Origin of the sequence: Thioclava sp. L04-15 (assembly GCF_002020275.1) — a bacterium.
GTDB classification, from domain to species: Bacteria; Pseudomonadota; Alphaproteobacteria; order Rhodobacterales; family Rhodobacteraceae; genus Thioclava; species Thioclava marina.
Genome location: NZ_MPZW01000001.1, coordinates 1048533 through 1071980, shown reverse-complemented (window position 1 = coordinate 1071980; position 23448 = coordinate 1048533). Strand labels below are relative to the sequence as shown.

Sequence of the window (23448 nt, the reverse complement as noted above, 5' to 3'; positions counted from 1 at the left end):
CGCGACGGTCGCTCCGCGGGGGGATATTTGAGCCAATTCGAAAGCGCGCGTTCCCTTTCGACTTGGTCCAAATATCCCCGCCGGAGGCATGACCCGCTCTCCACGCCGCGCTCGGGTTGCATTCCCTGTCTGGCACTTGGCCAAACCGCATGCTAGCGCTTGTCCATGCTCGAGATCTTTCTCAAGACCTTGCCCTTCTTCGCCCTGATCGGGCTTGGCTGGTTCGCCGGGCAGATCCGCTTTTTCACCGCCGAGGCGACCGCGTGGCTGACGAAATTCGTCTTCTATTTCGCGCTCTCGGCGATGCTGTTCAAATTCTCCGCCAATCTCGATCTGGGCGCACTGTTCGACCTGCAATTCATCCTTGCCTATCTGACGGGCTCGGGCGCGGTCTGGCTGGTGAGCTTCGCGGTGGCAAAGACCCGCAAGTTGCCGACCGCGCTCGCCGCGATGGAGGCGCATACTTCGATGACCGGGAATACCGGCTTTCTCGGAGTGCCGATGCTGGTGGTGCTGCTCGGTCCGCTTGCCGTCGGGCCGGTGCTGATGGTGCTCGCCTGTGACCTGATCGTGTTTTCCTCGATCATCACCATCTTCATCACGGCGTCGCGGCACGGAAAGGTCTCGCTCGCGCCGATCGCGCTGGGGCTGGTGAAGAACCCGATGATCGTCTCGATGCTGGCGGGGCTTGCCTGGGCCGGCCTGAAACTGCCGATGCCGGGCCCGCTCGAGGAATTCATGACGCTGCTGGGGGCCGCGGCCACGCCGGGTGCGCTCTTTGCCATCGGCGCCTCGCTCGCGGGCAAATCGGCGGAAAAGCCCGCGCCCGCGATATGGCTCTCTTTCGGCAAGCTCTTCCTGCATCCGGCGGCCATCGCGATCACGGCACTTCTGATCTTCGACGTCGAGCCCTACGCGGCCGGCGTGATGATCGCCGCCGCCGCCCTTCCCGTCGCGGGCAATGTCTATATTCTGGCGCAGCATTTCGGGGTGGCGCCGCAGCGCGTCTCGGCCGCCATTCTCGTCTCGACCGCCGTCTCGATCCTCACGGTTCCGGCGGTCATCCATTGGGTTCACGGCTGAGGAGGCTTTGATGAAAACGATCTCGGAAAACCGCTGCTTCGGAGGCGTTCAGGGCGTCTATTCGCACGCTTCGAAGGTGAACGATTGCGAGATGACCTTCGGTCTGTTCCTGCCGCGCGAGGCCGAGGACGGGCCGGTGCCCGTGCTGTGGTATCTCTCGGGACTGACCTGCACGCATGAGAACGCGATGACCAAGGCCGGTGCGCAGGCATTCGCCGCCGAGCACGGGATCGCGCTTGTCTTCCCCGACACCTCGCCACGCGGCGAGGGCGTGGCCGATCACGAGGATTACGATCTGGGTCAGGGCGCCGGCTTCTACGTCAACGCCACGCAATCGCCCTGGGCGCCGCATTTCCGGATGTGGGATTACATCGCCGAGGAACTGCCCAACGCGATCGACGCCGCTTTCGAGATCGACCCCGAGCGGCAGGCGATCACCGGCCATTCGATGGGCGGGCATGGCGCGCTGACGCTGGCGATGTCCTTGCCCGAGCGTTTCCGTTCGGTCTCGGCCTTCGCGCCGATCGCAAACCCGACGCAAAGCGACTGGGGGCGCAAGCAGTTCAGTGCCTATCTGGGGGATGACGAAAGCCAATGGGCCGCACATGACGCGACGCTTCTGATGCGCGAGGTCGGCTTCGAGGGTGAAGTTCTGATCGATCAGGGCGGCTCGGATCAGTTCCTCGATCTGCTGAAGCCCGAGGCGCTGGCCGAGGCCATGGCCGCGCGCCGTCAGCCCGGCACCTTCCGGATGCAGAAGGGCTACGATCACAGCTATTACTTCGTGCAAAGCTTCATCCCCGATCACCTCGCTTTCCACGCCGAGGCGCTCTGGGCGTGATCTGGGTCGATGCCGATGCCTGTCCGGTAAAGGCCGAGGCCGAGCGCGTGGCGACGCGGCTGGGCGTCAAGCTGATGCTGGTTTCGAACGGGGGGCTGCGGCCCTCGCCCAACCCGCTGGTCGAGATGGTCTATGTCGATCAGGGGCCGGACGTGGCCGACATGTATATCGCCGAGCGCGCGGGCCGGGGCGATGTGGTGATCACCAATGATATTCCGCTGGCCGCGAAATGCGTGGAGGCGGGCGCGCGGGTGCTGCGCCCCGATGGCGAGGCGCTGACCCCTGCGAATATCGGTAACGTCTTGGCAACGCGCGATCTTATGGCGGACCTGCGCTCGGCCGATCCGTTCCGGCAGGGCGGCGGCAAGCCGTTTTCCAAGGCGGATCGGGCGCGGTTCTCAGACACGCTCGACCGGGCGGCGCGCGCGGCGATCAGGGAGGCAGAGAATGGTTGAAGCGGTGATTTTCGATATCGGCAACGTGCTGATCGAATGGCAGCCCGAGCGGCATTACGACCGCATCATGCCCCGCGAAACGCGCGAGCAGATGTTCGCCGAGGTCGATCTGCACGGCATGAATGACGAGATCGACCGCGGCGCGCCGTTCCGCGAAACGATCTACGAATGGGCCGAGAAATACCCGACATGGCGCGATGCGATCCGGCGCTGGCACGATGACTGGATCGAGATGGCAGCCCCCGGCATTCCGCATTCCCTGCGCTTGATGAAAGCCTTGCAGGCCAAGGGGATGCCGGTTTTCTCGCTGACGAATTTCGGGATCGGTAGCTATGATTATGCGGCCACGCACTACCCGTTCCTGCGCGAATTCGACCGCGATTTCATTTCGGGCCATATGGGCGTGACGAAGCCCGATCCGAAGATCTACGCGATGGTCGAAGAAGCGACGGGGCTTTCGGGTGCGCAGCTGATTTTCACCGATGACCGCGCGGACAATATCGCGACGGCACATACTTTCGGCTGGAAGACGCATCTCTTCGAGGGGCCGGAGGGCTGGGCCGCGCGGCTGGTCTCGGAAGGGCTGCTGAGCGAGGCCGAGGCCGCATAAGCTACGCTTGTGCAGGCCCCGCCTGGATAAGCGTAGCTTATCTCAGGCGCGTTTCGCGACCGCGACGCCGAGAAGCTCGAGCACCTTCGCCTCGATCTGCGGCGCGTCCATCCCGGCGGTGTGGTACATGTCCTCGGGCGAGGCGTGGTCGATGAAGGTGTCGGGCAGGACCATCGAGCGGAACTTGAACCCGTGATCGAAGACGCCGCGATCGGACAGGTATTGCGCGACATGGCTGCCGAAGCCGCCCACCGCGCCCTCTTCAATACAAATCAGCGCCTCGTGTTCGGCCACGAGCCGGTCGATCAGATCGGTGTCGAGCGGTTTGACGAACCGCGCATCGGCGATCGTCGGCGCAAGTCCGCGCGCGGCGAGCGCCTCGCGGGCTTTCAGAACCTCGGCCAGACGGGTGCCGTAGGACAGGATCGCGACGCGCGAGCCTTCCGCGATCATCCGGCCCTTGCCGATTTCGAGCGGCATGCCTGTCTCGGGCATGTCGACGCCCATGCCCTCACCGCGCGGGTAACGGAAAGCAATCGGGCCTTCGTCATGGGCTGCGGCGGTGGCGACCATGTGCACGAGTTCCGCCTCGTCGGCGGCGGCCATCACCACCATGCCCGGAAGGGACGACATGAAGCCGATATCGAAACTGCCCGCATGGGTCGCGCCATCGGCACCCACCAGACCCGCGCGGTCGATGGCGAAACGCACCGGCAGGCGCTGGATCGCCACGTCATGCACGATCTGGTCGTAGCCGCGTTGCAGGAAGGTCGAGTAGATCGCGCAGAACGGCTTCATCCCCGAGGCCGCAAGGCCGGCCGAGAAGGTCACGGCGTGCTGCTCGGCGATGCCCACGTCAAAACAGCGGCGCGGGAATTGCGCGGCGAAGAGGTTCAGCCCCGTGCCGTCGGGCATCGCGGCGGTGACGCCGACGATCTTTTCGTCCTTCGCCGCTTCCTTGATCAGGCTCTCGGCGAAGACCTTGGTGTAGCTTGGCGCGTTCGAGGGGGATTTCTTCTGCTCGCCCGTCGCCACGTCGAATTTCGCGGTGGCGTGGCCGCCATCGGGGCGGCTTTCGGCAGGCGCGTAGCCCTTGCCCTTCTTCGTCAGCGCATGGATCAGCACCGGGCCGGTCGCGCGGGCCTTGAGCGTGCGCAGCAGCGGCAGGAGCTGGTCGAGATCATGCCCGTCCACGGGGCCGACATAGGAGAAGCCCAGCTCTTCGAAGAGCGTTCCGCCCATGGCCATGCCCTTGAGCATTTCCTTGGCGCGGCGCGCACCTTCCTGGAACGGCTCGGGCAGCAGGCTCATCGCGCCTTTGGCGGCGGATTTCAGATCCTGCAGCGGGGCTTCGGAATAGAGCCGGGTGAGGTAGGTCGAGAGCGCGCCGACCGGCGGGGCGATCGACATCTCGTTGTCGTTGAGCACCACGAACATCCGCTTGCCCAGATGGCCCGCGTGGTTCATCGCCTCGAAGGCCATTCCGCCCGACATCGCGCCATCGCCGATCACCGCGATCGCGTCGCCCGTCTCGGCGCCGAGCTCGCGACCCATGGTGAAGCCGACAGCCGCCGAGATCGAGGTCGAGCTATGGCCCGCGCCGAACGGGTCATAGGGGGATTCAGAGCGCTTGGTGAAGCCCGACAGACCGCCCTTGGTGCGCAGCGTGCGGATGCGGTCGCGGCGGCCGGTCAGGATCTTGTGGGGGTAGCACTGGTGGCCCACGTCCCAGATGATCTTGTCGCGGGGTGCGTCGAACACGGCATGCAGCGCCACGGTCAGCTCGACCACGCCGAGCCCCGCACCCAGATGTCCGCCGGTCTGCGACACGGCCGAGATCGTTTCGGTGCGCAGCTCATGGGCGAGCTTTTTCAGCTCGGCATCGGTGAGGCTTTTGAGATCGGACGGCAGGCGCACCCGGTCGAGGGTCGGCGTTGCGGTCGGTTCGTTCGGCGTATCGGTCATCGGCTGGCCCCCTGAGGCGCGCTACATCTCGCGGGAGATAACGAAACGCGCGGCGGCTCGCAAGTTTTCTGCCCTGTCTCCGTAGGGGGAAACGGCGTCGATCGCGTCGCAGATCAGGGCATCGGCGCGGGCGCGAGCGCCGTCGAGACCCAGAAGCGAGACGAAGGTGGCCTTGCCCGCGTCGCTATCCTTGCCGACGCGCTTGCCGGTGGCCTTCTCGCAGCCCGTGACGTCGAGGATGTCATCGGCGATCTGGAAGGCAAGACCCACAGCCTCGGCATAGGCCTGCAAGGGTTTTTCATCTTCCCCGGCGAGGATCGCGCCAGCGCGGGCGGCGAAGGAGATCAATGCTCCGGTCTTGCCCGCCTGAAGCGTGATGATCTGCGGCAGGGTGAGCGGTTCGGGTGCGGTCTCGGCCGCGATATCGAGCGCCTGACCATGGCCCATACCGGCAGCGCCCGAGGCTTTCGCGAGCGCGGTGACGAGCGCGATGCGCCGATCTGCCGCGCCGAGGACGGGATCTGCGCACAGCTCGAAGGCGAGGGTTTGCAGCACGTCGCCGGTCAGTACGGCGGTTGCCTCATCCCATTTGACATGCACGGTCGGCTGGCCGCGGCGCAGGTCGTCATCATCCATGCAGGGCAGGTCGTCATGCACGAGCGAATAGGCGTGAAGCGCCTCGACACCGGCGGCGGCGGGCATGGCCTGGGCCTGCGCGATCCCGAAGATTGCGGCGCTTTCGAGCACGAGGAAGGCGCGCAGGCGTTTGCCGCCTTGCAGCGCGTAATGCATCGGCGCGCGCAGCGGGCCTTCGGGCTGGCGGGCCACGGCGGCGTCGAGCGCGACCTGAACATCGCGCTGGACCTCTTTCAGTCGGGTCTCGAACATTTACAGACCTTCGGCCGGCGCCGTACCTTGCGGGGATCCGTCGGCGCCGAGAGTGATCTTCTCGACGCGCTCTTCGGCTTCCTTGAGCAGCTTCGTGCAGCGCTCCTTGAGCTTCGCGCCACGCTCGTAAAGCTCGATCGAGCGATCCAGCGGGACGTCGCCATGCTCCAGCTGGCCCACGACCTCTTCGAGAGCCTTCATCGCCTCTTCAAAGCTCATCGCGTCAATATCGCTCATTCGCCTCAACCCCTGCACATTCTGAAAATGCGGGGACTCGCGCCCCCGCACTTCAAAAGCATATCCGGCCCGTGAAGTCGAGATCGGCCCTCACGTCGCAACGGGCGTGAGCGCTCCTCCGCCTCAAGGCTGAAGGGACTCGATATAGGTCGCGAGCGAGAGGACGCGACCGCGCGTGGCCAGCACATCGGCATAGGAGCCCGTGCCGGACCCTTCGGTGAACACCTCTCCGAAAACCGGCATCGGGCCACCATGCGCGCGCACGCCGGTGCGCCCGTCGATGATGTGAATGACGTCGAGCATCGGGTATTTCCCGTCATTGGCCGCGGCGAGCCCGGTGAGATCGCTCGGTTTGACGGTCAGGTATTCGGCCATCGGACCGTCGCCAGAGCCGCCTTCGCCATGGCAACTGGCGCAGTATTGGCCGTAGAGCTGCTTGCCGATATCGGCGTTCTGAGCGACGGCCGGGGTCATCGTCATGGCGCCCACGAGCGCCAGACAGCAGGTGATGAAGCGCATTTTCTCCTCCCACAAAGATTTACGTTAGGGAAGGCTACGCCCGAAGCGCGATTACTTCAGTGATCTCCATCAACAAAACAGGGCGCCCCATGTGCTATGGAGCGCCCTATCGAAAAGGGCCGTCTCTGAGCGAGACGGCCCTCCGAGATCTACGGAGATGGTCCGGTTAGGGTCCGAAGGATCCAGCCGTCCCAGTCAAGGCTCTTTGCCCTAGGGTTTGCCCTCAGGCCACGGCCCCCCTGACTGTCCCGACACCTCTCTCCACTATCACTCTCGACACTGGACCACCTCCTTTCAATGCGTTGCCGTTATCCACAGCGTGCCACAGATTTTGTGTGTGGCAAGAAAAATTACGCAATCCTTGGAGAAAGTTTGGTAACAATTGCCTTGAAAGGCAGCAGAGCGACCAAAGTTAAGGCGAGTTTGACAAGCCAGTCGGCACAGGCGAGCGACACCCAGAGCGGAACCTGCGGACCAAAGCCCAGAAGCGGCAGATGATCGTTGGCCCAGGACACGTCGTTGGAGGGCTCGAGGAAGGTCAGCGAGGCCGCGAAAGCGATCGAGAAGAAGATCATCGTGTCGAGCGAGGCGCCGACGAGGGTCGAGACCGCGGGGGCCTGCCACCACACACCGTTGCGCAGCTTGTCGAAGACCAGGATGTCGGCCATCTGCGCGATCAGGAAGGCGGTGCCCGAGCCGATCGCGATACGCAGCGTCACGGCGGGATATTCGAAGCCGTCGCCCTGAATCATGATCTGGCTGCCGATCAGCGAGCAGATCACGCCAACGACAAAACCGGCGAAGACGACGCGGCGGGCGGCGCCCGGGCCGTAGATGCGGTTCATCACGTCATTGACGAGGAAGGCGAAGGGATAGGTAAACGCACCCCAGGTGAGGAAGTTGCCCAGAAGGAACTGCACCAGGATGTTGGAGGCCACAACGATGATGGCCATGGCAAGAATGCCAGGAATATAGCGGGTCATGATGTTCAACCGTTTTTACATGGTAGCGGAGACATGGCCCGGACCGTTCCGGGCAAGGGCGCGCGATACGCGGTTGTGACGCGTGCGTCAATCCCTCTTGGCGCTGCGCTGCTGGGACAGGAGGCGATATTCGACGATTTCGGTGCGCTGAAACGGAAAGAAATTGTCGTCGGAGATCATCGTCAGGCGGATCGCGCCGCTCGTATCGCGCCAGACCGCGATGCCTTCGAGATTGTCGTGACGCCCCGCCCCGGTCTGGATCAGCACCTCGCCGCCCGAAAGCGTATCGCCGTGAATGTCGAAGACCTGTACGCGGGTGAGAAAGCCCAGAAGCCCCCAGAAATCACGCTCGAGCACATAAAGCCGACCGTCGGGACCGAAATCCGCCCCCACCGGCAGCCAGTTGCCGTCGCGCGGGATCGCGAAGGGCTGATCCCATTTGCCGTTGCGGTAGCGCCAGACGGGGAAGGGTTTGCGCGTGCTGCCCGAGTCTTCGGGCATCGTGTAGAGCATGCCCTGATCGTCGATGGCCAGCGTCTCGAGCGAGGCATTGCTGGGCATTTTCGCAAAGGCCTCGGGACGCGGAAGCAGCTCGGCCGGTCCATCGTCGGACGGGAAATGCGACACCCGCGCGAGCCCCTCGAAGGATATGTAGACCGATCCGTCAGGGGCGAGCGCCAGCCCCTCGCTGTCGCCCTGGTGGCGGGTCAGAACCGCACCCTCGGAGCTGTGCAGCCAGTCCGGTCCCCGCGTCACGGTGACGCCGGTGATCCGACCCGAGGCGCTGCGGTCGAGACGACCCCGCCAGAGGGTGGTGCGATCGGACTGGGTGACGAAGTCGCGCCCGTCGGGACCGAGCTCAAGCCCCGAGAACCCGCCGAAGACGCTGACGCCCGGCATGGTCCAGTGGTAGCTTTGCAGGAATTGCGCGCGCGGATGCGGCCCGGCCGGGGCGAGCCCCGCCAAGAGGGCCAGTCCCGCGCCGAAGGCTAGCGCGAGGACAGAACGGCGCGACATTGGGAGGGGAGGTCCGACATGACGTAGGTCTTGGCGCTCTTCTTCGGCGGGCCCTTGGGCGGCTTCGGCGCCGTCTTGGGCGGGTTGAGATAATCCGTCACCCACCACATCAGCGTGTCGTCGCAACCATCGCCTCCCTTCGACAGGTGCGCGACCGTGGGTTTCTGGGTCTCGCAATAGCGCGCGCCGGGCGGGCATTTCAAGCGCACGTGGAAATGCGTGTTATGCCCGTAGATCGGCCGGATCTTCTGGAGCCAGGCCCGGTCGCCGCGCGGCGCGGAATTGCACATCGCGATCTTCGCCGCCGCGGCGACGAAGATGCGGTCAACGCGCGGATCGGAAGCGGCACGGCGCAGCAGCGCCATATGCTGGGGCGTCCAGTTGCCGTTGATGCTGCGCTGATCGGCGGTGCGCACGGAAATCGAGGAGATCTTCTCGCGCTCGGACCGGCTGAGGTCGAGCCGTTTCGGCGGCAGCATCCAGATATCGGCGTCGAGACCGATCTGGTGGCTCGCATGGCCGCCGGTCATCGGTCCGCCGCGCGGCTGGCTGATATCGCCGATATAGAGACCTTTCCAGCCGGGCAGGGTCGCAGCGTAGGCCGAGAGGTCCTGAAGATAGGTCAGCATCTCGGGCTGACCCCAGTTGCGGTTGCGCGACAGCCGCATCGCCTGCCAGGTCGGCCCGGTCTCGGGCATCGCCTGAAGCCCCGCCGCACAGCCGCGCGAGTAAAAGCCGATCGCGGAGGGCGCCTGAGCGGAGGGCGCGGATTTCGAGCCGAAGAGCACGCGGGCGAGCGGCTCGGAGGCGACGGGTGTGGCAATGAGCGTGAGAGAAAGGGCTGTGGCGAAAAATCTGGATATCATGGTCAGGGCTGTCCGTGGGGGATGTGGTCTCCATTGGTTCGCACCCAGCCTAGCAGCAGCAGGCCAAGAATCAAAAGCACGATGATCGGGGTGATGCCGATCGACTGATTGTCCGAGACCTGCGTCACGATCCCGATCGAGAGCGGCGCGATGAAAGCCGTGGCCTTGCCGGTGAGCGCGTAGAGGCCGAAATGCTCGGTGATCTTCTCGGGATCAGCCTGACGGACCATCATCGTGCGCGAGGCCGATTGCAGCGCGCCACCGCAGGCGCCGATCATGCCGCCGAGGATGTAGAAGGCGATGTCGGGCAGCGAGCTTTCGGGCGGGACGGCGATGCCGAACACGCTCTCACGCGAGACGAAGACGATGCCCACCACCACCATCGTCAGCACGATCACCGTGGTCACGATCACCGCCTTGGGCCCCCAGCGGTCATCGGCCTTGCCGCCGAGCCACGCAAAAACCGCGCCGGTGATCGTGCCGAGAATGCCGAAGATGCCGATCATCATGATCGGCCAGTTCAGCACCCCCGCCGCATAGAGCCCGCCGAAAGTGTAGATGCCGTTGAGCGCATCGCGGTAGAACATCGAGCTGAGCAGGAAGGAGAACAGTGAGCGCCGGTGCGGCAGCGCCTTGAGCGTCGCGCGCAGCTCCGGCCAGGCGCCGCGCAGCGCGGTACGCACCGGCAGCGCGTCGGCCTTGCGCGGCTCTTTCACCCAGAGGAAGAACGGGATCATGAAGACCGCGTACCAGATCGCGGTGAGCGGACCGACGGCGCGGGTATCCTCCCGGGTGGTCACATCGAGGCCGAAGAGCGGGTCGATCCCGAGCATCGTCTTGCCGGTGTCGGGATTGGCCTGAAGCAGCAGCAGCATGATGATCAGGGTGATCATCCCGCCGATATAGCCAAAGGCCCAGCCCGAGCCGGAGATGCGCCCGATTTCCTCGCGCGGGCCGAGATCGGGCAGGATCGCGTTGGTGAAGGTGGTGGCGAACTCCATCCCGATCATGCCGATCGCGAAGGCGATCATGATCGCGATGAGGTGGAAATTGCCGGGCTCGGCATACCAGAGGAACCATGCGCCCACGAAATACATCACCGAGAAGACCCAGATGAACGGCATCCGCCGCCCCGAGCGGTCCGCAATGGCGCCAAGGAAGGGCGAGGCAAGCGCGATGACGATCCCCGCGAGCCCCACGCCATAGCCCCACACCGTCTGCGCCGCGGTGCCCGAGCCCATCAGGTCCTTCACGAAGGGCGCGAAGATGAAGGTGATCAGGAGCGTATTGTAGGGTTGGCTGGCCCAATCGAAGAACCACCAGCCCCAGATCCGTTTCTTTGCGGTGATCATCTGCCCTGTCCCCCTCATGCGGCGCGCCTTTTGGAGCTGGCGGCCTTTCGGGGCGATCAAGCCTGAAAAGGGGCGCCGGCGCAAGCGTCACCGTGAAAGGGATGAGGGGAGGGACGCGCCCGAGCCGCGGGTGGACGCTGTGCTCTGCTTGGGGTCTGCGGCTTATCTCGAAAGCCCGAATGCCGGCTGTCCCCGCGAGCTATCGCCAATGCGTCCTCCCGGGGGGGAGGGGTGAGCCGGGGCAAAGCGGCCTTCCAGTGGAAGGAGGCCCCGGCGAACGCCTGAGCATAACGAAGGCCGGACGGGCACGGCCCGGGCCGGACGCCCGCGCCAAAGTCCGGACGGCATGGACGCACCCGGCGGTCGGGCGCTGCCCAGCGTGTCAATTCAAGGCTCTGACCCGCCTCAGAACTCCGGCGGCCAGGGGCGTTTCGCATCCGCCTCGGACCAGGCGGTGACGAATTCGGGGAGCGGTGGGGAGGGTTCGCTCACGCCCATCTCTTCGAGTACGCGCGCGGGCGGGATCATTCCCTGCTTCGAAGTCACGGCCCCACGGATCAGGATATGCGAGGAGCATTCCCCGCGGGTAAACATCGCGTGTTCGAGCCACATCCAGCGATCGTCCCACCCAAGACAGCGCGAACGCATCTCGAATTTCTGGAAGGCCTGAACACGGCGGCGATAGCGGGTGGTGTTGCCCGCGACGACGATACCCCATCTGTTGCGCTTGAGCGTGTCCCAAAGCCCGGTGCGGATCGCCAGCGGGATACGCCCCAGATCGTAGAGCGTCAGCGTGCGCCCGTTATTGAGCTCCATCCACAGGTCGATGTCCCAGGGCCAGCAGATATGGTGGCTGACATGGGTGCCCGTGATCGGCAACGCAGGCGCATTGCGGAACTTGACGATCTCTTTGGCCATGCGAACGACGGGATACATGCGATCAGTGGTGCTGCGACGCAGCGGAAGCGTCAAGAACGACGTTACGGAAAATGCCACCCAGCCTGCGGTTGCAAAGGCCGGGCGGCTCGCTTACCTGTCTTTGCGACCCAAAGCGGAGGTGTTCGATGGTCACGCTCTTTCAGGCGCTCGTGCTGATCCTGAACGTCATCTGGTTCGTCATGATCGCCCATATCATCATGAGCTGGCTGATCAATTTCCAGGTGCTCAACCTGCGTCAGCCGCTGGTGGCACAGATCTGGTTCGGTTTGAACAATCTGCTCGAGCCGATCTACGGGCGCATCCGGCGCTTCCTGCCTGACACGGGCGGGCTCGATCTGGCGCCGCTGGTGGCCTTCATCGCGCTGATCATCATCCGCCAGGCGCTCTTCAACAACGCGGCCTTCTTCTACGGCAACAGCTTCTGATGCCTGCGGCTGCGGCAGCCGAAGCCCCCGCCGAGCTACTGGCGCGGGTCTGGGGGTTCGATGCCTTCCGGCCCGGTCAGGAAGAGATCGTGCGCGCGGTGATCGCAGGGCATAACGTGCTTGCGATCATGCCGACGGGTGGGGGAAAATCCCTCTGCTATCAATTGCCTGCACTGGCACGAGAGGGCGTGACGGTGGTGATTTCGCCGCTGATCGCGTTGATGCGCGATCAGGTGCGCGCGCTGCGGCAGGCAGGCGTCGAGGCGGGCGCGCTGACCTCGGGGAACACCGACGAAGAGACCGAGGAGGTCTTTGCCGCGATCGAAGAGGGGCGGTTGAAACTCCTCTACATGGCGCCCGAGCGGCTGGCTTCGGGCGGAGCGCATCAGCTGCTCAGACGGGCGGGCGTGAGCCTGATCGCGGTGGACGAGGCGCATTGCGTCAGCCAGTGGGGCCATGATTTCCGCCCCGATTATCTGCGCATCGGCGAGCTGCGGCGCAGCCTCGGCGTGCCGCTTGCGGCCTTCACCGCCACTGCGGATGAAGAAACCCGCGCCGAGATCGTCAACCGGCTGTTCGACGGGCAGGCGCCGGAGAGTTTCCTGCGCGGTTTCGACCGGCCGAATATTCACCTCGCCTTTTCGCCCAAGGATCAGCCGCGCCGTCAGATCCTGAACTTCGCCGCCGCGCGCAAGGGGCAGTCGGGGATCGTCTATTGCGGCACGCGGGCCAAGACCGAGACCTTGGCGAAGGCGCTGACCGAGGCGGGGCATCTGGCCTGCCATTATCACGGCGGGATGGAGGCGGATGACCGCCGTGCGGTGGAAGTGCGCTTCCAGCAGGAAGACGGGCTGATCGTGGTCGCGACCGTGGCCTTCGGGATGGGCGTGGACAAGCCCGATATCCGCTGGGTCGCCCATGCCGATCTGCCGAAATCGATCGAGGCCTATTACCAGGAGATCGGCCGAGCGGGCCGGGATGGCGCGGCCGCCGAGACGCTGACGCTCTACGGGCCCGACGATATCAAGCTGCGGCGAAGCCAGATCGACGAGGGGCTGGCGCCGCCCGAGCGCAAGGAGGCCGATCACGGGCGGCTCAATGCGTTGCTGGGTCTCGCGGAGGCGACCGAATGCCGCCGGGTGAAGCTGCTGCGCTATTTCGGTGAGGAAGCCACGCCGTGCGGGAATTGCGATCTGTGCGACACCCCGCCCGAGCTGTTCGACGGGACGGAAGCGGTGCGCAAGGCGCTCTCGGCGGCTTTGCGCTCGGAGGAACGCTTCGGCGCGGGCCACCTGATCGAGATCCTGCTGGGGTCCGAGACCGACAAGATCCGGCAATGGGGCCATGACAAGCTGCCGACCTTCGGCGTGGGCCGGGATCTGAGCCGTGCGCAATGGCAGGCGGTGTTCCGGCAGATGATGGGCCATGACCTGATCCGCCCCGATGCGGCGCGGCACGGGGCATTGGTGATGACCGACGCGGCGCGTCCGATCCTGCGCGGCGAACAGTCGATCACCTTGCGCCGCGATCTGGTGGCATCGGCCAAAGCGAAAAACGTGATCAAGACGCTGGTGAGCGAGGAAGACGCGCCGCTTCTATCTGCGCTCAAGGCCAAGCGCCGTGCGCTGGCCGAGGCGCAGGGCGTGCCCGCCTATATCGTCTTCACCGACCGAACCCTGATCGAGATGGCCGAGAAGCGGCCGATGAGCCTCGACGAGATGGCGGGGATCGGCGGTGTGGGCGCAAAGAAACTGGAAAGCTATGGTGCGGAGTTCCTGTCGGTGATCGCCGGCGCCGTGGAGGAGATGCACCCCACGCGGCGCAAGCTCGCGGGACGGCAGGAGGGCGAGATCTTCGACGCACTTCTGGCCGAGGTCACGCGGCTCCTGCGCGGCGAGGACGGGATCGGCAAACCCCTTTCGCTGACCCATACGACGCTGCGCAAGATCGCCGAGACGCGGCCCCGCGACCGCACCGCGCTGGGGCGGATTGCGGGAATGGGCGAGTCGAAGCTCGACCGCTTTGCCGAGCCCATCCTCGGAATTCTCGACGGCTATCGCTGATCCGCTGCGGGTAGCGGGGGGCGGATGTGGCCGTGAGCGGAGGCGCCGATCCGCTCTGCGATCAATGGCTTCTTGAGCGGCTTCGTGAGGTAGTGGTCGATCCCTGCGGCAAAGATCGACTCGCTGTCGCCGTCCATCGCGTGGGCGGTGAGCGCACAGATCGGCACATGCGCCCCCGGCCCCTCCGCCGCGCGGATCGCGCGGGTGGCTTCACGCCCGTCCATTTCCGGCATCGAGATATCCATGAAGATCAGGTCCGGGGCAAAATCCCGCCAGATCTCGACCGCCTCACGCCCGTTGTTGGCGAAGCGCAGCTCGATATCGAGATCCTTCACCATCTTGGAAAAGACGAGCTGGTTGGTGCGATTGTCCTCGGCGGCGAGCACGCGCATCTGGCGGGCCGGCGGGTCGGATGCGGGCGACGGATCGGGCAATGCGGCAGGGTCAGGCAAGCTGCGCCGCGAGAGGTCTTGCAGGGTGCGAAACAGCTCTGATCGCAGCACCGGCTTTTGCAGGCAGCCCGCGATTTCGGGGAGCTGCACCGCGCCTGCCAGCTCGGGATCGGAGCTGATCAGCAGGATCGGCACGTCGTAGCCGGAGGCGCTCAGGCTCTGGGCGATAGCGATCCCGTCAAGCGAGGGCAGGCGGTGATCGGTGAGGATGACGTCGAATTTCGCCCCGTCGCCGAGCACCCGCAAGGCCTCTTCGGTGGTGCGGCAAAGCGTGACGTCGAGCCCGTAGGTCCGCAACTGGCGCTCGAGGATGACACGGTTGACGAAAAGATCGTCGACCACGAGGGCCGTGCGCAGGGTGATCGGCGGGCACGGCGCGTCGATTGGGGTCGCGGGTTCGGCGCGCGGCAAGGTGAGCTTGAAGCCGAAACACGACCCCTCCCCCGGCGCGCTGTCGACCCAGACCTCTCCGCCCATCAGCTGCACGAGGCGATGGGTGATCGCAAGGCCCAGCCCAGTCCCCTCGAACTTGCGGTTCGATTCCGCCTCGACCTGATTGAACTCGCCAAAGACATGTTCGAGCAGCTCGGGCGCAATGCCGATCCCGGTATCCTCGACCGTGATGTGGAGCTCGTATCGGCCTGCGTCGCGCTCGAAGCCGACGACGCGGGCGAGAACATGACCGGCTTGCGTGAATTTCACAGCGTTCCCGAGCAGGTTGGTGAGGATCTGACGCATACGGCCGGGATCGCCGATGAAGCGGGTGGGCAGGAAGAGGTCGTAATCCACGAGCAGTTTCACCGCGCGATCCTTCGTGCCGGGCTGCAGCAGCACCATGATCTCGTGCAGGCAGCGTTCGAGATCGAAGGGCTCGGGGTAGAGGCGCATCCGCTCTGCCTCGATCTTGGAATAGTCGAGCACGTCATTGATGATCGTCAGAAGCGCCTCGCCCGAGGAGCGGATCGTATCGGCGTAGAGGCGTTGCTCCTCGGTCAGGTCGGTTTCGGCGAGCAGATCCGCCATGCCCACGACACCGTTCATAGGGGTGCGGATCTCGTGGCTCATATTGGCCAGGAAGGCGGATTTCACACGACTGGCAGCCTCTGCGCGGTCGCGCGCCTCGCGCAGGTCTTCCTCGCGGCGGACCGCGTCGGAGATGTCCTGCGCGTAGGTGACCAGATCGCCCTGCGCGCCCCAGCGGTTGTTGATGCGAAACCAGCGGCCGTCACGGGTCTGGATCTCGAGCGGGGGGATTTCCTTGCGGCGGATCCGCTCGCTCATTTCGAAATGCCAGTCGAGCGGGTCGCGGCCTTGCAGGTCGAAAAGGCCGCGATCCGCCGCGATGCGCGTGACCTCATCATAGGAAATACCCGGGCCGATCGGGATCTCCCCCACGAAAAAGGAGAGATAGACATGGTTGGCGGCGACGAGGCGCAACTCGCTGTCATAGACCGCGAACCCGTCCGAGATCGCGTCGACCGCATCCCAAAGCCGGCGCTGCGCGATCATCACCAACGAATTGGCGCGTTCAAGATCGGTGCGGACGCGGTCATTTTCGCCGATCAGGCTGGCGCGTTCTGACAAGGCCCGGGCGAGCCCCTTGCGCTGTTCGACGATCTGATCGGAGAGCATGCGCGCATGCAGCGCGAGCTTTTGATTGGCTGCGAAAAGCTCCCGGCTTTTTTGCTCCAGAAGTTTCTCTGCGGCGAGGCGTGAGCGCCGCTCCTGAGCGAGTTTATTCGCGATCGTCGCATGCATGCCGCCCGATTGCCCCCGAAAATCTTTCGGCAGGCAGGTTGGCAGAGCCGCATGAACAGCCGCTTAACCGCGATGGGGAGGTGGGCGGGAGAAAATTGTGAAAATCCGATCTTTCTCCCGCCGCCGGGTCAGGCCAGCTCGATCGCGATTGCGATGCCCTGGCCGCCGCCGATGCACATGGTCACCAGCGCGCGCTTGCCGCCGGTGCGCTCGAGCGCATGCATCGCCTTCACGATCAGAATCGCGCCGGTGGCGCCGATCGGGTGACCAAGCGCGATGGCGCCGCCATCGGGGTTGACCTTGGCCGGGTCGAGGCCGAGTTCGCGCGAAACCGCGAGAGCCTGCGCCGCAAAGGCCTCGTTGCTCTCGATCCAGTCGAAATCCGCAGCCGAAAGGCCGGTTTTCTCGAGGAGCGCACAAACGGCGGGGATCGGGCCGAGACCCATCACCTCGGGGCGCACGCCCGCGATGGCGTAGCCGGTGATCTTGGCGCGCGCCTTCAGCCCAGCCGCGGCGGCAGCCTCTTCGCGTGCAATGACAAGCGCGGCCGCGCCGTCGTTGATGCCCGAAGCGTTGCCGGCGGTGACCGAGCCGTCCTTCTGGAAGACGGGCTTGAGGGTTGCGAGTTTCTCGAGGCTGGTCGCCTTGGGATGCTCGTCGGTGTCGAAGACGACGGTGCCCTTGCGCGAGGTGATCTCGACCGGGGTGATCTCGTCCTTGAAGTGACCCGCGGCGATCGCCTTGGCCGCGCGTTCCTGGCTTTCCATCGCGAAGGCGTCCTGATCCTCACGCGAGATGGTGCACTCCGCAGCCACGTTTTCGGCGGTGACGCCCATATGGCCGGTGCCGAAGGGGCACGACAGCGCACCGGTCATCATGTCGAGCATCCGCGTGTCGCCCATCTTCTGGCCGAAGCGCGCAGCGGGCACGATATAGGGCGATTTGCTCATCACGTCGCAGCCGCCCGCGAGGGCGAAATCGCCATCGCCGAGCATCAGCATCTGCGCCGCCGAGACCACCGCCTGAACACCCGAGCCACAAAGACGGTTCACGTTCATTGCGGGCGTGCCGACCGGAACGCCCGCCTGCACGGCGGCGACGCGGCTGAGATACATGTCGCGCGGCTCGGTGTTGATGATGTGCCCGAAGACGACCTGGTCGATCTTTTCGGGGGCGATGCCGGCGCGGGCGATCGCCTCTTTCGAGACGAGGGTGGCGAGGTCGATGGGTGCGAAACCCGAGAGCGATCCGCCGAATGTACCGATGGGCGTGCGGGTGCCGGAAAGAATGACGATGCCAGTCATGGGGGCCTCCATGGTTACTTTGGGCGGGAGCGTAATCCCTTGGTGGAGCCCGGGCCAGCACGACTGCGTCATAATGACGACACGTCACAAACGCCCTCAGGTGGGGTTGAAACAGGAGAGGTCGCAAACACATTCATGAAGACGAATGTGAGACAGGAGAGAGAAATGAGCGCGAACCCGATTGTGAAGGGATTCTGGGACAAGCCCACCGGAAGCTGGCAATATGTCTTCCACGACCCCGAGACGATGAAGGGCGCCGTGGTCGATCCGGTCTGGGATTACGATCACCAAGCGGGAGCCACGGGCTATGGAAATGCCGAGAAGATCCTCGATTACATCCGCGAGACCGGGATCGAGGTGGAATGGGTGCTCGATACGCATCCGCATGCCGATCACTTCTCCTCTGCCGTCTGGCTGGCCGAAAAGCTGGGCGCCAGGCGCGGGATCGGCGAGCGCGTGCGCAAGGTGCAGAGCCTCTGGACCGGGATCTACAACACGCCCGATCTGCCGCAGGATGGCAGCCAGTGGGATCACCTCTTTGCCGAGGGAGAAACCTTCACGATCGGCAATCTCGAGGTTCGGGTGATGCTTTCGACCGGGCATACGCTGGCCTCGATCACCTATGTCGTGGGCGATGCAGCTTTCGTGCATGACACGCTGATGATGCCCGAGAGCGGCACCAGCCGCGCCGATTTCCCCGGTGGCTCGGCGGCCGAGCTGTGGGATTCGGTGCGCGCAATCCTCGATCTGCCAGCCGACACGCGGCTGTTCATCGGTCACGACTATCCCGGCGAGGGGGAAGAGCCGCGTTGCGAGGCGACCGTGGCCGAGCACCGCGCGCACAACAAGCATGTGAAGGACGGGATTTCGCGCGAAGAGTTCATCGCCACCCGCGAGGCGCGCGATGCGACCCTGCCGCTGCCGAAACTGATGCTGGCCGCGCTACAGGTGAATATCCGTGGCGGTCGCAAGCCCGAGGCGGAAGGCAACGGGCGGTCCTACCTCAAGATCCCGCTCGACTATTTCGAGCCGCGCTGAGGTTCAGCCGCGTGGCAGCTCCGCCCGGCCCTCGGGTGTGAGCAGCCATGCGTCGCGGCCCTCGATCACCACGGTCGAAAGCGGGCGGCCATAGCCCGCGCCGGAATCGAGATTGAGGCGGTTACCGTAATGGGTGGCCGCCTCGATATTGGTGTGACCGTGCACGACGAGCGCGCCGTGATCGCGCGGGTCGGTCAGGAAAGGCTTGCGGATCCACAGCAGATCATCCTCGACCTGATCTTCGAGCGGGATACCGGGACGCAGCCCCGCATGCACGAAGATCGCTTCGCCGCGGGTGAAATACGCGGGCTGGGACGCAAGCCAGTCGCGATGGACCTGCGGGATGGCGCCGAGTTCGGACGCGATCTCTGCCAGCGGGCGGGAAAACGCATCCGCGATGCCGTAACTTTCGAGCGTCGCCTCGCCGCCCACACGCGGGTTGAGATAGGAGACCTCGGAACTGAGCAGGTGATCCTCGGTGAAGGGATCGTCGAGAAAGCCCAGAAACATCCGGTCGTGATTGCCACGCAGGACGATCCAGTCCTCGCCCCGCGTCTGACCGCTCATCAGATAGTCGATCACGCCCGCAGATTCCGGGCCGCGATCGACGAGATCCCCCACATGCACGATCGGGGCCTCCTGATCGCCGCAGGCCGAGCGATCCGCTGCGATCAACGCATGGGCGCCGCGCAGTTTCGCCAGATGGCCGTGAATGTCTCCGATCGCATAGGTCCGCATCTTGATCCCCGAATGTAAAAGGCCCCCCGCAGGTGCGGAGGGCCCTGTGTCCGGCCTCAGCTAGATCAGCCGAGGGTGAATTCCAGCGGCTTCACCTGCTTGAAGTTGCCGCTTTCCTTGAGGGCTTTCACCACCTCGGGCGAAACCACGTCATCGACATAGGCAATAGCGATCGCCTCACCGCCCTGCTTCGAGCGACCAAGGGTGAAGTTCGCGAGGTTCACGCCATGCTCGCCCAGAACGGTGCCGAGCTTGCCGATGATGCCGGGCACGTCCTCGTTGGTGGTGTAGAGCATGTGCTCGCCCACTTCGGCGTCGATATTGATGCCCTTGATCTGGATGAAGCGCGGCTTGCCATCCGAGAACACGGTGCCCGCGATCGAACGCTCCTTGCTTTCCGACACGACGGTGACCTTGATGTACCCTTCAAAGACGCCAGTCTGATCCTGCGAGGTGGTCGAGATCTGGATGCCACGCTCTTTCGCGATGACCGGGGCAGACACCATGTTCACGTCGGGCTGCGACGCTTTCAGGATGCCCGAGACCACCGCGGCGTCGAGCGCCTTGAGGTTCATTTCCGAGGCCACGCCGTCGAAGGTGATGTTGATCGCCTTGATCGCGTCGTCGGTCATCTGGCCGATGAAGCCGCCGAGGTGCTGGGCGAGTTTCACCCACGGGCCCATGACCTTCGCTTCTTCAGCGGTCATCGAAGGCATGTTGAGCGCATTCTCGACCGCGCCGTCGAGCAGGTAGTTCGACATCTGCTCGGCCACTTGCAGCGCCACGTTTTCCTGTGCCTCGGTCGTCGAGGCGCCGAGGTGCGGGGTGCAGACCACGTTCGGCAGACCGAAGAGCGGGTTTTCGGTGGCGGGCTCTACCGAGAACACGTCGAAGGCAGCGCCCGCGACATGGCCCGATTTGATCAGGTCGGCCAGCGCCTGCTCGTCCACCAGACCGCCACGGGCGCAGTTGATGATGCGGACACCCGGCTTGGTCTTCTGCAGGTTTTCGCGCGACAGGATGTTGCGGGTCGAGTCGGTGAGCGGCACGTGCAGCGTGATGAAATCGGCGCGCTTGAGCAGCTCGTCGAGTTCGACCTTTTCCACGCCCATATTCGCGGCCTTCTCTTCGCCGAGGAAGGGATCATAGGCGATGACCTTCATCTTCAGGCCACGCGCGCGGTCGCAGACGATGCCGCCGATATTGCCCGCGCCGATCACGCCGAGGGTCTTTGCGGTCAGCTCGACCCCCATGAATTTCGACTTTTCCCACTTGCCGGCCTGCGTCGAGGCATCGGCTTCGGGGATCTGGCGGGCGACCGCGAACATCATCGCGATGGCATGCTCGGCGGTGGTGATCATGTTGCCGAAGGGCGTGTTCATGACGATCACGCCTTTTTTCGAGGCCGCTTCCTTGTCGACGTTGTCGGTGCCGATACCGGCGCGGCCGACAACCTTCAGGTTGGTCGCGTTTTCGAGCAGCTTCGCGGTGACCTTGGTGGCCGAGCGGATCGCGAGACCGTCATACTTGCCGATCACCTCGGCGAGCTTTTCCTTATCCTTGCCGAGCTTGGGTTCGAAATCGACCTCGATGCCACGGTCGCGGAAGATCTGGACAGCGGTTTCGGAGAGGCTGTCGGAGACGAGAACTTTGGGCGCCATTTTCGGGGCTCCTTGAATTTTCAGAAAATCGGGGAAAGACGGGCCGCGCGGCCCGCCGTCTCTGTTTTCAGATCAGGCTTGCGCCGCGATCTCGGCTTCAAAAGCGTATTCGATCCAGGGCAGGAGCGCTTCGACATCCGCCTTTTCGACAGTCGAGCCGCACCAGATGCGCAGACCGGCCGGGGCGTCGCGATAGGCGCCGAGGTCAAGGCCCACGCCTTCGGCCTCAAGCCGCTTGGCCACAGCCTTGGCAAACGCCGCGCCGTCCTTGATGCGGTCATCGGTGAACTTCACGCAAACCGAGGTGGTCGAAGCGGTCGCCGGATCATTGGCGAGATTCGCGATCCAGTCGCGCGCGTCGCAGAAATCCCAGACGGCTTTCGCGTTTGCATTCGCGCGCTCGACAAGGCCGTTCAGGCCGCCGACCGATTTCGCCCAGTTCAGCGAGACGAGGTAGTCTTCGACGCAGAGCATCGAGGGGGTGTTGATCGTCTCACCCTTGAAGATGCCTTCGATCAGCTTGCCGCCCTTGGTCATGCGGAAGATCTTCGGCAGCGGCCAGGCGGGGGCGTAGTTTTCCAGACGCTCGACGGCGCGGGGGCTCAGGATCAGAACGCCGTGACCGCCCTCGCCGCCCAGCACTTTCTGCCAGGAGAAGGTGGTGACGTCGAGTTTTTCCCAAGGCAGCTCCATCGCGAAAGCGGCCGAGGTGGCGTCACAGATGGTCAGGCCTTCGCGATCCGCCGGGATCGCGTCGCCATTGGGGACGCGCACGCCCGAGGTAGTGCCGTTCCAGGTGAAGACGACGTCGGTGTTGAAGTCCACGTCGGCGAAATCGACGATGTCGCCATACTCGGCGGTCTTCACTTCGGCGTCGATCTTGAGCTGCTTGACCACATCGGTCACCCAGCCGGAACCAAAGCTCTCCCAGGCGCACATGGTCGCCTTACGAGCGCCGAGCAGCGACCACAGCGCCATTTCGACGGCGCCGGTGTCGGAGGCGGGCACGATACCGATGCGGTAATCGGCGGGCACACCAAGAATTTCACGGGTGGTTTCGATCACCTCTTTCAGCTTCGCCTTGCCGATAGCGGCACGGTGCGAACGGCCCAGGGGCGCGTCGTTGAGCATGTCGAGGGAGAAACCGGGGATCTTCGTGCAGGGGCCCGAAGAGAAGCGCGGATTTGCCGGCCGCGCGGCCGGAGCGTCGATAGCCATTGCTGGTATCCTTCCAGATAAGCGCCCTTCGTTGGGGAAGGGTGTCCCACCGCCGCCATTACGCCCGCGCCCGCTCTGGCGCAAGGGAAATTTTTGGTCTAATGCGCCGCATCAGGTCACGGAACCGACATTTCCACGGACTTTCCTCAAGGAGCGCGCATGTTTACCGCCACGCTGATCGCCGACCCGAAAGAGGCCAACCTGGATCAGGCCACGCTCGATGCGCTGTGCGGCGCCTGGGGCGGGGGCGATGCGCGCTGGCTCAACCCGAATGTCGCGGCGGAGTTCAGCGTCGAACAGGTGCCGTCGAATCGCTGGGAGGCCTGGGAAGGGCTTCAGGGGCTCGGCGTCGATCTGGTGGTGCAGCCCAGTGAAGGGCGGCGCAAACAGATGCTGCTGGCGGATATGGATTCGACGATGATCCAGCAGGAATGCATCGACGAGCTGGCCGATGTAGCGGGCGTGGGAGAGCGCGTGAAGGAGATCACCGCGCGGGCGATGAATGGCGAGCTGGATTTCGAGGGCGCCTTGACCGAGCGGGTCGGTCTGCTCAAGGGGCTGCCCGAGGGAGTCATCGCGCGGGTGATCGAGGAACGTATCACCTTCATGCCGGGTGGGCATGACCTGATCGCGACGATGAAGGCGAACGGGGCCTATTGCGCGCTGGTCTCGGGCGGGTTCACGGCGTTCACCGGCTATGTCGCCGAGACGCTGGGGTTTGACGAGAACCGCGCGAACCTGCTGCTGGTCGAGGAAGGCAAGCTGACCGGCGTGCCCTCGCAGCCGATCCTCGGGCGCGAGGCAAAGGTTCAGGCTTTGTTGGAAATCTCGGAAATGCTGAAGCTTGATCATGCGCAGGTGATGGCCGTGGGCGACGGGGCGAACGATCTCGGCATGCTCAAGCTCGCCGGGGCGGGCGTGGCGCTGCATGCCAAACCCTCGGTCGCCGCGGAATGCGATATCCGGATCAACTTCGGCGATCTGAGCGCGCTGCTCTACATCCAGGGCTACGCGGTCGAGGATTTCGCTTGATCGC

Annotated in this window: 22 protein-coding genes; 8 read left to right on the top strand and 14 right to left on the bottom strand. The window is 64.6% G+C overall.

Translation table 11 applies throughout. The features are described from left to right. Positions 1-165 precede the first annotated feature (165 nt). The 4 genes from BMI90_RS05300 to BMI90_RS05285 are packed head-to-tail and all read left to right on the top strand — an operon-like array spanning position 166 to position 2989. Positions 166-1083 carry an AEC family transporter gene (locus BMI90_RS05300; RefSeq protein ID WP_078526714.1) on the top strand — a complete coding sequence of 306 codons (918 nt, stop codon included), beginning with the start codon at positions 166-168 and terminating at the stop codon, positions 1081-1083. Positions 1084-1093: 10 nt separating this feature from the next. Then, positions 1094-1924, top strand: a complete 831-nt coding sequence (fghA, locus tag BMI90_RS05295; protein ID WP_078526712.1) for an S-formylglutathione hydrolase — start codon at positions 1094-1096, stop codon at positions 1922-1924. After that, complete coding sequence (locus tag BMI90_RS05290) at positions 1915-2379, top strand: YaiI/YqxD family protein (RefSeq protein WP_078526710.1); 465 nt, start codon at positions 1915-1917, stop codon at positions 2377-2379. Before fghA ends, BMI90_RS05290 begins: the two co-directional genes overlap by 10 nt. Next, complete coding sequence (locus BMI90_RS05285) at positions 2372-2989, top strand: HAD family phosphatase (protein WP_078526707.1); 618 nt, start codon at positions 2372-2374, stop codon at positions 2987-2989. The genes BMI90_RS05290 and BMI90_RS05285 overlap by 8 nt, the downstream gene beginning before the upstream one ends. A gap of 42 nt (positions 2990-3031) precedes the next feature. Here the strand turns inward: BMI90_RS05285 and dxs are convergent, their stop codons facing one another. The 9 genes from dxs to BMI90_RS05240 form a co-directional block, all read right to left on the bottom strand. Beyond that, on the bottom strand, positions 3032-4954 hold the full coding sequence (gene dxs, locus BMI90_RS05280; protein WP_078526705.1) for a 1-deoxy-D-xylulose-5-phosphate synthase: 1923 nt from the start codon (positions 4952-4954) through the stop codon (positions 3032-3034). Positions 4955-4975: 21 nt separating this feature from the next. Beyond that, positions 4976-5842: a farnesyl diphosphate synthase gene (locus tag BMI90_RS05275; RefSeq protein ID WP_078526703.1), complete on the bottom strand. Its 867-nt coding sequence runs from the start codon at positions 5840-5842 to the stop codon at positions 4976-4978. Next, the gene (locus tag BMI90_RS05270) at positions 5843-6079 is read right to left on the bottom strand and encodes an exodeoxyribonuclease VII small subunit (protein WP_038075727.1); all 237 of its coding nucleotides are present in this window, start codon (positions 6077-6079) and stop codon (positions 5843-5845) included. Positions 6080-6202: 123 nt separating this feature from the next. Beyond that, positions 6203-6598, bottom strand: a complete 396-nt coding sequence (locus BMI90_RS05265; protein WP_078526701.1) for a cytochrome c — start codon at positions 6596-6598, stop codon at positions 6203-6205. Positions 6599-6948: 350 nt separating this feature from the next. Further along, positions 6949-7581: a queuosine precursor transporter gene (locus BMI90_RS05260; RefSeq protein ID WP_078526698.1), complete on the bottom strand. Its 633-nt coding sequence runs from the start codon at positions 7579-7581 to the stop codon at positions 6949-6951. 87 nt (positions 7582-7668) lie between these two features. Continuing rightward, entirely contained in the window at positions 7669-8598 is a 930-nt protein-coding gene (locus BMI90_RS05255) for an esterase-like activity of phytase family protein (protein WP_078526696.1), read from the bottom strand. Then, a complete protein-coding gene (gene mepA, locus BMI90_RS05250; protein ID WP_078526694.1) occupies positions 8571-9464 on the bottom strand; it encodes a penicillin-insensitive murein endopeptidase in 894 nt (297 codons plus the stop codon). The genes BMI90_RS05255 and mepA overlap by 28 nt, the downstream gene beginning before the upstream one ends. A gap of 2 nt (positions 9465-9466) precedes the next feature. After that, entirely contained in the window at positions 9467-10816 is a 1350-nt protein-coding gene (locus tag BMI90_RS05245; protein ID WP_078526692.1) for an MFS transporter, read from the bottom strand. 405 nt (positions 10817-11221) lie between these two features. Continuing rightward, on the bottom strand, positions 11222-11752 hold the full coding sequence (locus BMI90_RS05240; RefSeq protein WP_078526690.1) for a thioesterase family protein: 531 nt from the start codon (positions 11750-11752) through the stop codon (positions 11222-11224). A gap of 128 nt (positions 11753-11880) precedes the next feature. Between BMI90_RS05240 and BMI90_RS05235 the strand changes: the two genes are divergently transcribed. Continuing rightward, on the top strand, positions 11881-12180 hold the full coding sequence (locus BMI90_RS05235) for a YggT family protein (RefSeq protein WP_038146533.1): 300 nt from the start codon (positions 11881-11883) through the stop codon (positions 12178-12180). Continuing rightward, on the top strand, positions 12180-14243 hold the full coding sequence (gene recQ / locus BMI90_RS05230; RefSeq protein WP_078526688.1) for a DNA helicase RecQ: 2064 nt from the start codon (positions 12180-12182) through the stop codon (positions 14241-14243). The genes BMI90_RS05235 and recQ overlap by 1 nt, the downstream gene beginning before the upstream one ends. Here the strand turns inward: recQ and BMI90_RS05225 are convergent. Together BMI90_RS05225 and BMI90_RS05220 are read right to left on the bottom strand one after the other, a co-directional pair. Further along, positions 14234-16453, bottom strand: coding sequence for a response regulator (locus BMI90_RS05225; RefSeq protein ID WP_078526686.1), 2220 nt, complete (start codon positions 16451-16453; stop codon positions 14234-14236). The two genes, recQ and BMI90_RS05225, sit on opposite strands and share 10 nt — an antisense overlap. A gap of 128 nt (positions 16454-16581) precedes the next feature. Beyond that, on the bottom strand, positions 16582-17757 hold the full coding sequence (locus BMI90_RS05220; protein ID WP_078526684.1) for an acetyl-CoA C-acyltransferase family protein: 1176 nt from the start codon (positions 17755-17757) through the stop codon (positions 16582-16584). Positions 17758-17922: 165 nt separating this feature from the next. Between BMI90_RS05220 and BMI90_RS05215 the strand changes: the two genes are divergently transcribed. Then, complete coding sequence (locus tag BMI90_RS05215) at positions 17923-18795, top strand: MBL fold metallo-hydrolase (RefSeq protein ID WP_078526682.1); 873 nt, start codon at positions 17923-17925, stop codon at positions 18793-18795. A gap of 3 nt (positions 18796-18798) precedes the next feature. Here the strand turns inward: BMI90_RS05215 and BMI90_RS05210 are convergent, their stop codons facing one another. The 3 genes from BMI90_RS05210 to BMI90_RS05200 all read right to left on the bottom strand — a co-directional run bounded on the left by BMI90_RS05210 (position 18799) and on the right by BMI90_RS05200 (position 22412). Then, entirely contained in the window at positions 18799-19533 is a 735-nt protein-coding gene (locus BMI90_RS05210; RefSeq protein ID WP_078526680.1) for a metallophosphoesterase family protein, read from the bottom strand. 65 nt (positions 19534-19598) lie between these two features. Next, the gene (serA, locus tag BMI90_RS05205) at positions 19599-21194 is read right to left on the bottom strand and encodes a phosphoglycerate dehydrogenase (RefSeq protein ID WP_078526678.1); all 1596 of its coding nucleotides are present in this window, start codon (positions 21192-21194) and stop codon (positions 19599-19601) included. Between the two features lie 72 nt (positions 21195-21266). Next, positions 21267-22412, bottom strand: a complete 1146-nt coding sequence (locus BMI90_RS05200) for a phosphoserine transaminase (protein WP_078526676.1) — start codon at positions 22410-22412, stop codon at positions 21267-21269. A gap of 159 nt (positions 22413-22571) precedes the next feature. Between BMI90_RS05200 and serB the strand changes: the two genes are divergently transcribed. Then, entirely contained in the window at positions 22572-23444 is an 873-nt protein-coding gene (gene serB / locus BMI90_RS05195; protein ID WP_078526674.1) for a phosphoserine phosphatase SerB, read from the top strand. Positions 23445-23448 lie beyond the last annotated feature (4 nt).